11 protein-coding genes are annotated in these 15,341 nt (G+C 58.7%); 4 read left to right on the top strand and 7 right to left on the bottom strand.

Annotation, left to right across the window (positions count from 1 at the left end; translation table 11 throughout):
* Window positions 1-29 precede the first annotated feature (29 nt).
* The 7 genes from B2590_RS04760 to B2590_RS04730 form a co-directional block, all read right to left on the bottom strand.
* Complete coding sequence (locus tag B2590_RS04760; protein WP_075196556.1) at window positions 30-857, bottom strand: SDR family oxidoreductase; 828 nt, start codon at window positions 855-857, stop codon at window positions 30-32.
* The gene (locus tag B2590_RS04755; protein ID WP_286810897.1) at window positions 854-2,848 is read right to left on the bottom strand and encodes an acetyl/propionyl/methylcrotonyl-CoA carboxylase subunit alpha; all 1,995 of its coding nucleotides are present in this window, start codon (window positions 2,846-2,848) and stop codon (window positions 854-856) included. The genes B2590_RS04760 and B2590_RS04755 overlap by 4 nt, the downstream gene beginning before the upstream one ends.
* A gap of 321 nt (window positions 2,849-3,169) precedes the next feature.
* Window positions 3,170-3,988: an enoyl-CoA hydratase/isomerase family protein gene (locus B2590_RS04750; RefSeq protein WP_286810896.1), complete on the bottom strand. Its 819-nt coding sequence runs from the start codon at window positions 3,986-3,988 to the stop codon at window positions 3,170-3,172.
* 176 nt (window positions 3,989-4,164) lie between these two features.
* Complete coding sequence (locus B2590_RS04745; protein WP_151982692.1) at window positions 4,165-5,325, bottom strand: acyl-CoA dehydrogenase family protein; 1,161 nt, start codon at window positions 5,323-5,325, stop codon at window positions 4,165-4,167.
* Between the two features lie 266 nt (window positions 5,326-5,591).
* A complete protein-coding gene (locus B2590_RS04740; protein WP_286810895.1) occupies window positions 5,592-7,208 on the bottom strand; it encodes an acyl-CoA carboxylase subunit beta in 1,617 nt (538 codons plus the stop codon).
* A gap of 10 nt (window positions 7,209-7,218) precedes the next feature.
* Window positions 7,219-8,085, bottom strand: a complete 867-nt coding sequence (locus B2590_RS04735) for an SDR family oxidoreductase (protein ID WP_151982688.1) — start codon at window positions 8,083-8,085, stop codon at window positions 7,219-7,221.
* Window positions 8,086-8,238: 153 nt separating this feature from the next.
* Window positions 8,239-10,044 (bottom strand): acyclic terpene utilization AtuA family protein, encoded by a 1,806-nt coding sequence (locus B2590_RS04730; RefSeq protein WP_286810894.1) that lies wholly within the window; start codon window positions 10,042-10,044, stop codon window positions 8,239-8,241.
* Window positions 10,045-10,215: 171 nt separating this feature from the next.
* Between B2590_RS04730 and B2590_RS04725 the strand changes: the two genes are divergently transcribed.
* The 4 genes from B2590_RS04725 to B2590_RS04710 all read left to right on the top strand — a co-directional run bounded on the left by B2590_RS04725 (window position 10,216) and on the right by B2590_RS04710 (window position 15,292).
* On the top strand, window positions 10,216-10,833 hold the full coding sequence (locus B2590_RS04725; protein WP_036209652.1) for a TetR/AcrR family transcriptional regulator: 618 nt from the start codon (window positions 10,216-10,218) through the stop codon (window positions 10,831-10,833).
* Window positions 10,834-11,093: 260 nt separating this feature from the next.
* A complete protein-coding gene (locus B2590_RS04720; RefSeq protein ID WP_036210312.1) occupies window positions 11,094-12,155 on the top strand; it encodes a hypothetical protein in 1,062 nt (353 codons plus the stop codon).
* 58 nt (window positions 12,156-12,213) lie between these two features.
* On the top strand, window positions 12,214-13,224 hold the full coding sequence (locus B2590_RS04715; RefSeq protein WP_036209655.1) for a putative solute-binding protein: 1,011 nt from the start codon (window positions 12,214-12,216) through the stop codon (window positions 13,222-13,224).
* A gap of 16 nt (window positions 13,225-13,240) precedes the next feature.
* Window positions 13,241-15,292 carry a TRAP transporter large permease subunit gene (locus B2590_RS04710; RefSeq protein WP_085679765.1) on the top strand — a complete coding sequence of 684 codons (2,052 nt, stop codon included), beginning with the start codon at window positions 13,241-13,243 and terminating at the stop codon, window positions 15,290-15,292.
* Window positions 15,293-15,341 lie beyond the last annotated feature (49 nt).

The following is a 15,341-nucleotide window of genomic DNA, read 5'->3' as shown; positions in this document are numbered from 1 at the left end:
TTGCCCCCGGACAACGAATGGCTCCGGGGTTAATCCAGAAACAGGTCCGGCAGCAGGGGCTTGTCGCCTGGCTGGTACCGGTAGTGTTCGAAATCCGTTACGCCGTCGGCCCTGAGCACGTCCTCATCGATCAGGGACTGACCGGTCATTGCCCCGGCAGGACGGCTGAGGACGCTCAGTGCGGCGTCCGCCATGATGTCTGGCTTGCGGCCCTGGGCCATCATTTGCGGGCCGCCCACTTCAAACTCAATGGCGGCCGTGGCGATTAACGTTTTAGGCCACAGGGTGTTCACTGAAACCCCGTAACGCCGAAACTCCTCGGCCATACCCATGCTCAGCATGGTCATGGCGTACTTGGTGGTGGTGTAGGGCCCATACTGGGCGAACCACCGGGTATCCAAATTCAAAGGCGGCGACAGGCTCAGGATATGGGCCTGGTCGGACTCCTTCAGCCAGGGCAATGCCGCCTGACTGCAGAGGAATACGGCGCGAGCGTTGACCTGATGCATCAGGTCGTACCGGCTGACCTTCAGGTTCTCGACGCCGGTCAGTTTGATGGCGCCCGCGTTGTTTACCAGCGCATCAATGCCGCCAAAATGGTTCGCAGCTTCATCTATCCGCTGGCGCACCAGTTTTTCGTCTCGCACATCCAGCACCAGTGGCAGGGCCTGGCCACCTGCCTGTCGAATTTCCTCCGCCACGCTGTGTATCGTGCCCGGCAGCTTTGGATGCGGTTCGTCGGATTTTGCGCCGATCACCACATTGGCACCTTCTCGGGCACAGGCAAGGGCGATGGCTCGCCCGATGCCCCGGCTGCCTCCGGTTATAAAAACGGTTCTGTTCTTCATTGTGCTCATTGTCCGGCCTCCTCTGAGGTGGCGTCTGTGGCCGTGATCTCTACCAGTAACTGGCTGCGTTTTACCTGGTCGCCTTTGGTGGCCAGTATCTCGCCGACCGTGCCATCGCGGTCGGCTTTTACCGGATGCTCCATCTTCATGGCCTCCAGGATGACCAGGGTGTCGCCCTGTTTCACCGCCTGGCCGGCCTGAACCAGAACATCAATAATGGCGCCGTCCATGGTGGTCTTGATACGGCCACTGCCGCTGGCGGCGGCACCGCTGGCCGGCTGGTGGGTCACGTCACGCACTGCCAGTGCCTGCCCGAACGCCTGCAAATATAGGTGATCGCCCTGGCGGTGATATTGGCATCGCTGACGAACGCCGTTGTCGATAATGCATAACAGGCCATCGCCCATGCTTTCAAGGTCGAGCTCGTATTGCTCTTCGCCCAGGGTCACGGTGACATGATTGCCGGCGCGGCGGACCAGCAGTTCCAGGGTTTTATCGCCGGTATCCAGTTTCATCGGACTGACGGTCGAGGGTGCGTTGCTCCAGGCATTATTGAGGTCGGCCCGAACGTCAAGACGGCCTGAATTGCCATGGCTGAACACGCAGGCCGCCAACGCGAGCTCGCGGATGCTGATGTCTTTTGGTGCCAGGGATGGATCGTCTCTGAACGCCTGTTGCAGGAAGGCGGTGGTGGCCTCGCCTTCGCCGAAGGTGTCGTCCGCGATGATGCGGCTCAGGAAATAACGGTTGGTGGTCACACCGAATACAGTGGTGTCTTCCAGCGCCCTGAGCAGCCGACGACGGGCTTCGTTGCGATTGGCCCCCCAGGCGATCACCTTGGCCAGCATGGGATCATAGTGAGGCGTAATCGAGTCCCCGGAGCGCACGCCGGTATCAAACCGCAAACCTTCTCCTTCCGCAGGCTGGAACTGGTGCAGCGGCCCGGTTTGCGGGGTGAAGCCGTTGGCTGGGTCTTCTGCGTAAAGGCGCACTTCAATGGCATGGCCGTTCAGCTGGATCTGGTCCTGTGTTAGTGGCAGCGCCAGGCCCTCGGCCACGGAAAGCTGCCAGGCCACCAGATCCTGCCCGGTAATGAGTTCGGTCACCGGGTGCTCCACCTGCAGGCGGGTGTTCATTTCCAGGAAGTAGAAATTGCGGTCCTTGTCGACGAGGAACTCGACCGTGCCAGCACCTTCATAGCCACAGGCCAGCGCCGCCTTCACGGCAGCTTCGCCCATGGCCTGGCGCAGTTCGGGTGTTACAAACGGAGAGGGTGCCTCTTCGACGACTTTCTGATGGCGACGCTGAACTGAACAGTCCCGTTCACCGAGATACACCGCGTTACCGTGTTGGTCTGCAAATATCTGGATTTCGATATGGCGGGGTTCAATAACCGCCTTCTCCAGAATCAGCTCACCATCGCCAAAGGCCTGCTTGGCTTCGGAGCGAGCCCGCTGAATGTTATCGGCCAGTTCCGCTGCCTTTTCCACCAGACGCATACCACGGCCACCCCCGCCGGCAGAGGCCTTGATCATCAATGGGTAGCCGATATTTTCGGCGGCGTTGATGAGTTCTTCGTCGCTGGCATTGTCGCCCTCGAACCCCGGCACCACCGGCACACCGGCTTCCTGCATGGCAATCTTCGATCGCCGCTTACTGCCCATCAGCTCAATAGCCGCCTCCGGTGGCCCGACAAACACCAGGCCGGCGTCTTTGCAGGCCCTGGCAAACCCGGAATTCTCCGACAGGAACCCATACCCCGGATGCACACAATCCGCCCCGGTTTTCCGCGCCGCCTCAATAATCGCCTCTGCGTTCAAATACGACGCCGATACCTGAGCCGGTCCGATACACACCGCCTCGTCGGCCAATTCCACGTGCAGGGCCTTGGCGTCTGCCTCGGAATACACTGCCACCGTCCGGTATCCCAGCGACTTCGCGGTTTTGATCACCCGTACGGCGATTTCGCCTCGGTTCGCTATCAGGAGCTTTTTTAGCATTTTTGCTGGTCTCATGGTTGGGTGGTTATCCGCTTTGGTGGGAGGGAGGCCCTGGTTCAGGACACGCCGTGAATACGTCCATGTAGGCTCCTAAAAAACATCCATGTTTTTTAGGGTCCTGAACCAGGGCCTCCCTCCCACCAAAGCTCCTTCCAACTGTTGTAATTGCATGTCTTTTTTTATGAGCGTTTTGCACGGTGTCTGGGGTCGGGGTTGATCCGGCTTTCCGGGACCGTCAAAAACATGGATGTTTTTGTCGAGCGTACAGGGACGTATTCACCGCGTGTCCCGGAAAGCCGGATCAATCCCGACCCTCCACCATCAGTCTGACTTGGCCCAAGAAGCCGGCCGTTTCTGCATAAACGCAAGAGTCCCCTCGGAACCCTCGTCACTGCGAATCGCCTCGGCAAACTTCCCGGCAGCACTGTCCAGAAGCCCACTCATCGATTCGTGACCAACGCGGTGCAACAACGCCTTGGTCTGGGCCGTCGCATTCGGCGCGCACTGCTGTACCCGGTCAACCGCATGGCCGAGCAACTCATCAATCTCAACTTCAGACTCCGCCACCTGATGAACAATCCCCAGCCGGCACGCCTCATTCGCGTCCACTCGCAGCCCCAGCAACGCCAACCGACGCGCTTGCGTCAGCCCGATGCGCTCCACCACAAACGGCGCAATCTGCGCGGGAATCACCCCGAGGGTCGTCTCCGGCATACCAAACCTGGCTGTCGGCCCGGCAATCGCCACATCCGACACACAGGCCAATCCAAAACCGCCGCCCATCACCGCACCCTCGGTGACTGCAATCACCACCTTCGACGACTCGTTCACCTGTTGAATCATCTGACCGAACGCCCGGTTCAACCGGTAGAAAGGATCTTCCTCACCCTCGGCAGGCTTCTGCCCCCGGGCACCGGCCATGTCCTTGATGTCCCCGCCGGCACAAAAGTGGCCACCGGCTCCGCGAATCACCACGGCACGAATGCTGGCGTCGTTCTCAACCTGACTGAATACCGTCGACAGTTCCGCCACCATCTGCAGGCTCATGGCGTTCCGAACGTCTGGCCGGTTGATGGTGACGTGAAGGGCAGGCCCCTGTTTTTCCAAAACTAGCGTTTCGCAGTGAGGTAAATTTTCCATAGACATGACTCCAATACCGTTGTCTGGGGGCTGGTTGGCAGGAAGGTAGGGCCGTTTCGGGACCGTCAAAAACATGGATGTTTTTGTCGAGCGTACATGGACGTATTCACAGCGTGTCTCGAAACGGCCCTACCTTCCTGCCTGCCAGTCCTTCCCCCAATGCCAAAACCTAATAATCAGTCCCGTTGTTTACCAGGCAAAGTCCCCATCATCTTGCAGATAATCCCCAACATGATTTCGTCAGCACCGCCGCCAATCGACACCAGCCGCACATCCCGGAACGCACGGGACAGGGGGTTCTCCCACATGTAACCATTGCCCCCCCAGTACTGCAGGCAACTGTCCGTCACCTCACGCCCAAGCCGGCCAGCCTTCAGCTTGGCCATCGACGCCAGCTTGGTCACATCCTTGCCTTCCACATGCAGCTCACAGGCCTGATAGGTAAGGGCACGCAGGGCTTCCACTTCGGTTTGCAACTCTGCCAGGCGGAAGTGAATCACCTGGTTGTTGATCAACGGCTGCCCGAACGTTTTGCGCTCGCGGCAGTATTCAATGGTCTTGTTGATACAGAGCTCCAGCGCCTTGATCACGTTGGCCGCGCCCCACATCCGTTCCTCCTGGAACTGCAGCATCTGCATCATGAACCCGGTGCCTTCCGCACCGATCCGATAACGCTGCGGTACTCGCACATCGTCAAAGAAAATCTGCGCGGTCTCGGAAGAGCGCATGCCTAGCTTGTTCAGGTGTGGGCTGAAGGAAATGCCCGGCGTGTTCATGGGCACTACGATGAGCGACTTGTTCTTGTGGGGCTTGTCGTCGGAGGTGTTGGCCAGCAGGCATATGAAGTCGGCCTTGGGGCTGTTGGTGATCCACATTTTGGAGCCGTTGATGACGTAGTCATCGCCGTCCTGTTTTGCGGTGGTTTTCATCCCCGCCACATCAGAACCGGCGGCGACTTCGCTGACGCCGATACAGCCCACCATATCGCCGGCAATGGCCGGGGCAAGGAAGGTCCGTTTGAGTTCGTCAGAGCCAAAGCGTGAAATGGCAGGGGTGCACATATCAGTCTGCACACCTATTGCCAGCGGCACACCTCCGCAATGGGCAGTGCCGAGTTCTTCGGCGGCCACCAGGTTGTAGCTGTAATCCAGCCCCATGCCGCCATACTCTTCCGGCTTCTGAATGCCCAACACGCCCAGGTTGCCGAGCTTCTTGAAGATATCGTGAATCGGGAACTCGCCGGCTTCTTCCCATTCGTCGCAGTGGGGATTGATTTCCTTCTCCACGAAATCGCGGACGGTTTTTCTGAGGGCTTCGTGTTCGGCTGTGAATTTCACGTTTTTGTTCTCCTGATTGATTGTTAGCCCGTGCCTATTTGGTGATGGTGCACGTTCTCTAGCTTGGGTGGCGGCTGTGTGGGCGGGCCTTCAGAAACACGCTCCTTCGGCACATCCATGTGACGCTCGGGCTCCGCCATCCATGGCTCCGCACGGTTTCTGAAGGCCCGCCCACACAGCCGCTTTGTCTATAAATTCGTTGCTTCCTGCAGGGCGGTTTTTGGGAGGCCTGCCGCTCCGGGGTCAACCACCATCACTAAGCTCTCCTAGAGGCGGGCAACGCCAAAAGAATTAGGCCGCAACTGCCGAACCTCAGCCTCCCGACAAACCGAAAGCACCAATGCCAGAACCCGCCGGGTATCCCGCGGATCTATGAGCCCGTCGTCCCACAACCGAGCTGTACCGAACAGGGCCGTAGAGCCGTCTTCCAGTTTCTTGGCCGTAGCCTGCTCCAGGAAATCTAGCGTTTTCGGATCCGGCTCCAAACCGCCCCGGCGCTGCTTGTCTTCGGCCACAATGCGCATCACCTTACCCGCCTGCGCAGGGCCCATGACCGCTGTGCGGCTGTTGGGCCAGGCGAAGATGAAGCGTGGGTCCAGGCCGCGGCCACACATCGCGTAGTTACCTGCACCATAGGAACCGCCGATCACAATTGCGACCTTCGGCACCCGGCAATTCGCCACCGCCTGGATCATCTTTGATCCATGTTTGATGATGCCGTTCTGTTCCGAATGAGTGCCCACCATGAAACCCGTGGTGTTATGCAGGAACAGCAGCGGTGTGCCGGCCTGGTCGCAGAGCTGGATAAACTGCGCCGCCTTGGTAGCGCCGGCAGGCGTGATCGGGCCGTTGTTGCCGATAATGCCCACCGAGTGACCTTCAATGCGGATGGTGCCGCACACGGTCTGGTCGTCGTAGCCGTTCTTGAAATCCATGAACTTCGAGCCGTCGGCTATGCGGGCGAGGATTTCACGCACGTCATAGGGCTTCTTGGCGTCACTGGGAATAACGCCCAGCAACTCTTCGGCTGGATAAAGCGGCTCTTCCCATTCCGGCTCCCGTGATGGGGGTAACTGCTCGTTCCAGGGCAGGGCGTCGAGCACATTGCGGGCGTGGCGGATGCCGTCGGCGTCGTCCTCGGCCAGATATTCCGCCGTGCCGGCCACTTCTGCGTGCATCTGTGCGCCGCCGAGCTCTTCATCGGTAGCGACTTCGCCGGTGGCCGCTTTCAGTAGGGGAGGGCCGGCGAGGAACATCTTGGCCTGTTCCCGCACCACAATCACATAGTCCGACAGCCCCGGCTGATAGGCACCGCCGGCGGTCGCATTGCCATGAACCACCGTTACCTGCGGAATGCCAGCGGCGGACATGCGTGCCTGGTTGGCGAAGCCGCGCGCGCCCAGCACGAAGATATCCGTGGCGTAGTTCAGGTTGGCACCGCCGCTTTCAGACAGTGACACCACCGGCAGCTTGTTCTCCATGGCAATTTGTTGCAGCCGCAGGGTCTTGTCCAGCCCCGCCGGCGTGATGGTGCCGCCCTTGATGGCGCTGTTGCTGGCCACCACCAGGCAGCGAACACCGCTAACCGAGCCAATGCCAGCAATAATGCCGCCACCGGACAGGCTGCCGTCCTTGTCGTCATGCATCTTGTAGCCGGCCAGGGAGCACAGCTCCAGGAACGGCGTACCGCGATCCAGCAGGCGATTGATTCGGTCACGGGGTAACAGTTTCCCGCGCTTGGTGAACTTTTCACGCGCCGCTTCCGCCAGATCAAGAACCTTCTGCTCCACATCGCGGAAGGTGCCAATGTGCGCCTCCATCACCTCCGCGTTTGCTCGAAAGTCATCCGACTGGGGATTAACGGTGGACTCCAATACCTGCATCGAATTCTCCTCAGTCGTCACTCAACACTTTTGGCGTGACTGCCCGGTGGAACCCATTAAAGGGCTCATTGTTCTTCGCTTTCGGGAACGGCCAAACCCGGCCCCCCTGGGACGCGGCACCGTCAATTCGCAGGCAATCCCCACTGATAAACGCCGCCGCCGGGCTCAGCAGGAAACAAATCGCTGCACTGACCTCGGACTCCGTCCCCATTCGCTTAAGAGGCACGTTATCCCCGAGGCTACGAATCCACTGCTTCATATGTTCGGGATAGTTATCCATCCCACTGGAGGCAATCCAGCCCGGTGCCACAGCGTTCACCCGAACCCCGGAGCAACCCCACTCAACTGCAGCGGTCTGGGTAAAATTCACCATCCCTGCCCGGGCAGCGCCGGAATGCCCCATGCCAGGCATGCCGCCCCACATGTCCGCCACAATGTTCACGATGGCGCCGCCGGTTTTTGACAACAGCTGATTGTAGGCTTCACGGGCAATGAGAAAGCCCCCAGTAAGATTCGTGCGAACCACCGTCTCCCAACCTTTCTGGTTGATGTTTGCCAGCGGCGACGGAAACTGACCCCCGGCGTTATTCACGACGCCGTTCAGCCCGCCATGTTCCTCAATGATGGCCGTGACGGTCGCCTTTACAGACTCTTCCTCACGGATGTCGCACACGTGAGCGGAAGCAATACCACCGTCATCGGTAATCTCTGCTTTCACCGCCTCAACCTTCTCAGCCTTCCGCCCAACCAGAGCGACCCTCGCCCCAAGCGCAGCAAGTTCATGAGCGGTACAACGCCCAATTCCGGAACCACCCCCGGTAACGATAAAAACCTGATCCCGAAAGAGATTCGGGTGAAAAACAGACTGATAGCTCATAACAAGAGGACCTTTTCAAATGTTCGGGCGCTCTGGTGGGAGGATATGTCCGGGACCGTCAAAAACATGGATGTTTTTGTCGAGCGTACAGGGACGTATTTACCGCGTGTCCCGGACATATCCTTCCACCAGAGTGCATGCACCAATGTAAAATCAATCAAGCAGTTCAGCACGAACCGGAACAGGGAACTCAAGCAACTGCTGGGCAAACGCCTTCCCCTGCGGATCAATCCGCAAGCTGGCAACACCCCCGCCACCGAGACTGTGCTCCAACAGGAAATTAAAGGCCTGAAACCCCGGCAACGCCCAACGGGTCACCCGACCATGCGCAGGGTGTAGCGTATGGGCCATCCATTCCGCCACAGCCAACTCCGTCAACGCCGCCTCAATAAACGGCACAAACTCCGCCTTGCGGGCAATCACCCCGATATTGGTGTGATCCCCCTTGTCACCACTGCGCGCCCAGGCCAGTTGAATCAAAGGCACTGTGGTATCCGTGGCCGGAGCGGCCGCACTGGCAGACTGCTCAATCAGCTGGCTTGGCTCGAACCCGCCGTCAGTAGCCACGTCTACCGTCTGCTTGTCGCCACCAAGATCCACGGCAACGGACACCTCCGTTTTCGAAACCAGGCACGAATACAACCGAATCTTCGGCCACACCGTTGGCCGTCCACCCACAATACCGGTGATCCCCGGCGCCATCCCCGTGGCCGCTTGGGCGATTTCCCGGGAAAACAGCACCAGCGCTTCCTTCTTGAGGTGGGCCGTGCTGATCTTCACCACCACCTCCCGACACTCTCCCATACGTCCCTGAGCGCCGTAGGTGGCCTCGGTGCCTAATAGTTCGATGCTGGTTTCTGTGTAGTCCGGCAAGCCCCGCTCACTGAACATCCGCGAGGTTTTGGCCAGGATCGCCTCGGCGACTGTCCGGGCCTTGGCCTTCGCATCCATGCCTGCCAACAAGAAGGTTACCGTGCACTTGAAACCGTCCGGCCAGGTGCCGGATACCTTATAGCTGTCCGTGGGGGGAAGCCCCTTGGCGCCAGAAACCCGAACCTCGTCCGTTGCCACTTCCTCAAGGGAGACCCCGGTAAAATCACAGGTCACATCCGGTAGCAGGTAAGCTCTCGGGTCGCCGATTTCATAGACCAACTGTTCCGCCACCGTGCCCCGGGACACTTTGCCCCCGGTACCTTGCGGCTTGGTCATGATGAAATCCCCGGTGGCGGAGACTTCTGCAATCGGAAAGCCCATATCGGCATAACCCTCGGCTACATCTTCCCAGTCGGTAAAGTTACCGCCTGTGGATTGCGCGCCGCATTCCAGTAAGTGCCCGGCCAGGCTGCCCTGGGCAAGCTTGTCGTAATCGCTCCAACGCCAGCCAAATTCATGCACCAGAGGCGCCAGCACCAGGGCGCTGTCGGCAACCCGGCCGGTGATAACAATGTCCGCACCCTGTTCCAGTGCTGCGACCAATCCCGGAGCGCCAAGGTAGGCGTTCAGGCTGACCAGCATCGGCGGCATTGGCTGTGCGGTGGTCATCTCGGTGATGCCGGCATCGGCCAGTTGCTTCTTTTTCGGCAGAAGGTCATCACCCAGCACCAGGGCGATCTTCATATCCAACCCCGCTTTTTCGCACAAAGCCTGCAGAGCATCGCGGCAGGCGACGGGATTGACGCCACCGGCGTTCGCCAATACCCGGATGCCTTTCTGTTTGATCTCACCCAGCAAGGGGCCCATCACCGTTTGTACGAAGTCGCGGGCGTAACCCTGGCTTGGGTCCTTCATCTTCTGCCCCGCCATGATGGACATGGTGATTTCCGCCAGGTAGTCCGCCACCAGGTAATCAATATTGCCCTTGTGGACCAGTTGGGCGGCAGCCGTTTCGGTGTCGCCCCAGAAGGCGGCAGAGCAGCCAATACGGACGGTTTGTGGCCTGGGGATGTCGGAATCTGGCATGTCTTCACCTTGTTGACGGAAGCCGCAAAGTGCTTTCAGAGACCCTTACAAGGTCGCTTTTAGCGGAGATTATCTATCATGCGGTTGACGATACCAAGCAAGCGCTTGGTTTGTAAACAGGCAAATTCGGGATAGAATGGGCGTTCTTCTGTTCCCTGGCTGGAAAACACTGTGAATCAAGACTCTATCCTGCGCTCACTGGTTGCCGACAACCTGGTTTCCGATCCCGCCGGAGCCCGTGGCCGGCTTCTCCACGAGGCCGCAAAGCTGTTTCGTGACAAGGGTTATGAGCGGACCACCGTCAGGGATCTGGCCGCCGCCGTTGGCATTCAGTCCGGTAGCCTGTTCCACCACTTCCGCACCAAGGAAGAAATCCTCAAGGCCGTCATGGTGGAGACCATTCGTCTCAACACAGCCCTGATGCAGGCTGCGGTGGATGCGGCCAGTACCCATCGTGACAAGTTGCAGGCGCTGATTCGCGCTGAACTGGAGTCCATCAACGGGCAGACCGGGGAGGCCATGGCAGTGCTGGTGTTCGAGTGGCGTAGCCTGTCCGAGGAATCCCAGGCTTACGTCCTTGAGCTTCGGGATATCTACGAGCAGTTGTGGTTGGATGTGCTGGAGACCTTGCGTCAGGACGGCGTGCTGGCGGCAGATCCCTTTGTGGTGCGCCGTATGCTCACGGGCGCCCTGAGTTGGACAGTGACATGGTATCGGCCTGATGGTGGCCTGACCCTGGATGATTTGACGGCGCAGGTGGTTGCAATGATGGGTTTAACGACGCCCTGAATCGGATAACCCGGCGTTAAATGCCGATGGTGGTACAAATGTCTCAATTGTAATTTTTTACATAACTTATTGTTTTAAAGAGATTAAAAGATAATTTCCTCTCGTCTATGTGGGCCATTGGCCTGATCGGCATAACCAAATCGGCAATCCAGCCATTTTTGTCTGACAAGATTCAACGCATTCTTGCCCTCGTCAAAGATGAACGGGACAGTGATTGCGATCGCCCCCGACCTATAAAAACAATGCAAACAGGACGAACTATGAACTCCTCACTGGTGAATTCCTTTGGGCATGCCCTCAACGTTCGCAGCCGTCACCTGCTTCTTCTTGTGGTGACGTTTCTGGCCGGTTGCTCGGCCAACCCTATCTACACTACAACGGGTGTGGTGCTCTCCAATTACTCCGAGGGGGAAGCAACCCCTTACGTCATGCAGATGTCCGATCCGCAAATGGCCTGTGCGTTGGGTGAGGGCGTTGACCCGCTGTTGTACTCGTTTTCCCGCGTGACCGAGGCGCCTGAGAGCACCGGTTCCCTGTTGATGCTGCTGGCCGCGAACTGCTCTGAATACAAGGCATGGGAAGCGGAACTGGAATACCTGCGCGCTGACTTTGCCGGTGATGTACCTGCCGCAAAAGACGCGCGGGAGAAAGCAAAGCGGCTGAATGCCCGAACCGCCAAGCGTCGCTATGTCGCCTATCAGCGCGCCATGGCGGCCTATGACTTTGACCCGGCCGCAAAGGAATTCGAGTGTCCGTTCCTGTTCGATGACCAGGAGGAGCTGACTTTCCTGCTGGGCCTGCTGACCGGCATGCAGGCCATCGTGAACGACGCCAACTCCGGTGCCATGGCAGGGGTTCCCCGCAATATTGCGCCCCGGGCGGAGCGTGCCGCCGAATGCCTGGATAACGAAAAATGGGGCGGTTTACCGAATGCCATACGCGGCATGGTGTGGTTGCTGTTGCCGGACACCCGCCCCAGCCTGTCTCCGGATCCCTGGGAAGTGCTTGAGGATAGCTCCCGCCTGGGGGTTGAATCGGGTATACGGGCGTCCATGGCTCTTGAGGCCGTGGCTGCAGAGACGTTTGGTCGCCCGGAGGTGCTCAAGGATGTCATCGCGCGGTTCGCCGACGCGGATGGAGAGATCAAAGTATGGGCTGAGTATCGCCTGGTAGACGAGATCGCCCGAGACGTCATTCAGTTCTCGTCCGATAAGCATTGGACAGCGAACTACGGCTACCGCACGCCCCGTACCTATTTCGGAAGACTGAGCCCGGAACGGCTCGAAGAGCCTGAAACCATGGATCTGGACGGCCTGCTCTAAGCAGGCCCTCGACTCACTGTAATTACCTACAAACACAAGAAAGACCCGGAGGTCATTCATGATCCGTAAATCCCTTGCTGCCCTTTCTTTTGCTGCAGTTGCTCCGATGGCCGCCGCACAGTCTGTGACGATGTGCGTTTTCGATGTGATCGGCGCAAACGGTGATATGTACAACATGGTCAAAGACTATGCGCTGGAAATGAAAGCCCATGGGGTTGATTTTGAACTGCGCCCCTACACTGACGAAGGGGTTGCCGTGGGTGATTTCAATTCCGGACAATGCGACGCCGTCGCCGCTACGGATCTTCGGACCCGCCCGTTCAACCGATTTACCGGCAGCATCAGCGCCGTTGGCGCGATCCCGACCTATGACGATCTGAAAACAACCCTCGCCACGCTTGCGCAGGCCAAGGCAGCGCCCTTGATGAAACAAGGCGACTATGAGGTGCTGGGCATTGTTCCGGCGGGTGCAGGCTACCTGTTCGTCAATGACCGTAGCATTGATACCGCTGGTGAACTGGCCGGCAAGCGCATGGCCACACTGGATTACCAGAAGGACGCCATCCACATGGTCAACCATGTGAAAGCGACGGTTGTACCCTCCGACATCACCAACTTTGCCGGCAAGTTCAACAATGGCTCGGTGGATACGGCTTACGCACCGGCGTTTGCCTACGAAGCTCTGGAACTCTACAAGGGCATTGGTGAAGACGGTGGCATCGTTGATTATCCGCTGGCGCAACTGACCATCCAGGTCATTGCCCGAGACGATGTGCTCGACGACGACACGGCTCAGAAGTCCCGTGAAGTTGCCTGGGGGATGTACGGCCAGGCCATGGACCTGATTCAGCGGCAGGAGTCCGCCATTCCGGAGGAAAAGTGGATCCGTATTCCCGATGCTGACATCGAAGGCTATCAGGAGATGTTTCGGGAAAACCGCCTGCAGCTTCGGGATGGAACCGATGGTGCCAATAAGGTCTATCACCCGAAGATGATGAGCCTGCTCAGCAAAATCCGTTGCTCCAGCAATCCCGGTGCCTCCGAGTGCACAGCGCCTGACCGCGAATAATAAAGGCTGACCCTCCATGAACTGGCGAGCATTATCAGCGGCAGGCCCGAAAACGCTGTACCCCGTGCATCGATTGCACGGGGTTATCCTCCTGCTGCTCCTTATCTTTACGCTTCTTCTGGGTATGGGAAACTCACTCCACTCGCGCATGCTGTGGGTGGGGGAGCAGACCTGGCCGAACTACTACCTGCTGGACCCGGACGCCACGGAGCCGACCTGCACGTTGTCCATGGATGTGGATGCAGAGGTCAGGAAACGTGTCGAGGCCTACGAGCCAGATCCGGACGATCTTTTCAGCTCGCCGCCGGACCCGGATGCGATCCGCAAGTCCCTGGAAAAAAACCTGGCACTCTGCCAGCAGAAGCATCGCCTCTATGAAGAAAACCAGGAGCATGCCACCGAGGCGTTGGCAGTTTACAAGGCGGTTGAACAGGGCTTTGCGGATTTCCTGCTGGATAATATCGAGCTCACCAAGTTCCTGTTTATCGCCATGTTTGCCATGGCTGCGGCGATTTCGGCCTTCGATGCCGATCACATAGCCCTGCGATTGCCGCGCAACCGGTCAGAGTGGCGTCTGAGCCAGGGCATGCAGTTTGTGGTCAATGGCCTGATGGTGTACTCCCTGTTCTCTTACGTGGGCAAGTTATCCTCTTCGCCGGGCTCGGAAGGCACCGCTTTGCTGCAATACGCCTGGGCGGCAGTCTTCGGGCTGTTCATGGTGATCAACCTGATGCGGTTTGTGTCGGTGCCGTCTCGAATGAGGCCGGGATCACTGGCGGCGTCCTCCGGCCTGGTACTGCCGCTGTATTGCGCAATGGGCCTGATCGCGATGAGTTATTTCTTCTTCGTGGACGGCTACTCGTCCGGCCTGGCGATCTATTTCGGTATGATGACCAACCTGTCATCGATGTTTATCAACATCGGGCTCTATGTGCTTGTGGGCATGGCGCTGAAGCAGACTCGCATTCCGGACCTGCTGTTGAACGTCATCAAACCTTACCATCTGCCCGCGCCCATGCTGGCCTCGGTGATGATATTCGCGACCGCTTTTCCCACTGCGTTTACTGGCGCCTCGGGGATTTTCATCCTGGCCGTGGGTGGTGTCGTCTACGATGAAATGCGCAAGAGTGGAGCAGGGCGACAGCTATCGCTGGCTACCACGGCCATGTCCGGCAGCTTGGGGGTGGTTCTTAATCCCTGTTTGCTGATCGTGGTTGTGGCGGCGCTGAACAAGGAAGTGACCACCTCCGAAATGTACGGCTGGGGTTTCTGGGTGTTTATTATGTCGGCCACTCTGTTCTCTGTGGTTGTCTGTAAAACCCAGGGCAACTGGAAGCCTCGCCCGGCTCCGGGGGCATTCCGTAAATCGCTGGCGCAGCTTCGCCCCCTGGTGCCTTATGCCATCGTTACCGCGGTGGTTATCCTGGCCATCTGGGTCATTCTCGGTTTGGGATTCAATGAGTACAGCGCGCCGATGATCCTGCCGCTGGTGATGCTGGCGCTGGTCTATCTCGATTCGGGCAAGGATCCCAACGAACAGGGCCAATCCCGGGTGCGTGCTTTTTGTATGCGCACAACGGCGGCCGCCAGTGACTCTGCCGTACACATCGGCGCACTGCTGGCGCTGATTGGTTTCTCTATCTGTCTCGGGGGCATCCTGGAACGTTCCGATGTGGTGCACGCATTGTTCCCGGAAAACCTGACCAGCCCCTGGATCGCCATGTTGGTGATTGTGGTTATGCTCACCATTATCGGCATGGTGATGGACCCGTTCGGCGCGGTCATCCTGGTGTCGGCCACCATCGCGCAGCCCGCCATCCAGTTGGGTATCGACCCGCTGCACTTCTGGATCGTGTGCCTGGTGGCGTTTGAACTGGGCTACCTGAGCCCGCCGGTGGCACTGAACCATCTGCTGACACGGCAGGTGGTAGGTGAAACCGAGGTGTTGGCCGCTGAGCGCACGGGTTCGTTCTGGCATCGCTATGAGAGACTGTTGTTGCCACTGGTGGTGATGGGACCGACATTGCTGACGGCGGCGTTCGTGCCTCTGTTTTTCTACGCACTGTAGATATAGAGCCTCGGAGACACCGACGCGAAACCGCCTGTGGGGTAACCTG

It is taken from the genome of Marinobacter sp. UBA3604, assembly GCF_002375325.1.
Lineage (GTDB): Bacteria > Pseudomonadota > Gammaproteobacteria > Pseudomonadales > Oleiphilaceae > Marinobacter > Marinobacter salarius.
The sequence above is the reverse complement of the archived record's forward strand: the minus strand, read 5'-3'. Positions and strand labels throughout refer to the sequence as shown.

Excerpts from the sequence above, each read along its gene's own strand:
- B2590_RS04760 (WP_075196556.1), bottom strand. The coding sequence starts at position 857 with ATGAGCACAATGAAGAACAGAACCGTTTTTATAACCGGAGGCAGCCGG.
- B2590_RS04755 (WP_286810897.1), bottom strand. The coding sequence starts at position 2,848 with ATGCTAAAAAAGCTCCTGATAGCGAACCGAGGCGAAATCGCCGTACGG.
- B2590_RS04750 (WP_286810896.1), bottom strand. The coding sequence starts at position 3,988 with ATGGAAAATTTACCTCACTGCGAAACGCTAGTTTTGGAAAAACAGGGG.
- B2590_RS04740 (WP_286810895.1), bottom strand. The coding sequence starts at position 7,208 with ATGCAGGTATTGGAGTCCACCGTTAATCCCCAGTCGGATGACTTTCGA.
- B2590_RS04735 (WP_151982688.1), bottom strand. The coding sequence starts at position 8,085 with ATGAGCTATCAGTCTGTTTTTCACCCGAATCTCTTTCGGGATCAGGTT.
- B2590_RS04730 (WP_286810894.1), bottom strand. The coding sequence starts at position 10,044 with ATGCCAGATTCCGACATCCCCAGGCCACAAACCGTCCGTATTGGCTGC.
- B2590_RS04720 (WP_036210312.1), top strand. The coding sequence starts at position 11,094 with ATGAACTCCTCACTGGTGAATTCCTTTGGGCATGCCCTCAACGTTCGC.
- B2590_RS04715 (WP_036209655.1), top strand. The coding sequence starts at position 12,214 with ATGATCCGTAAATCCCTTGCTGCCCTTTCTTTTGCTGCAGTTGCTCCG.
- B2590_RS04710 (WP_085679765.1), top strand. The coding sequence starts at position 13,241 with ATGAACTGGCGAGCATTATCAGCGGCAGGCCCGAAAACGCTGTACCCC.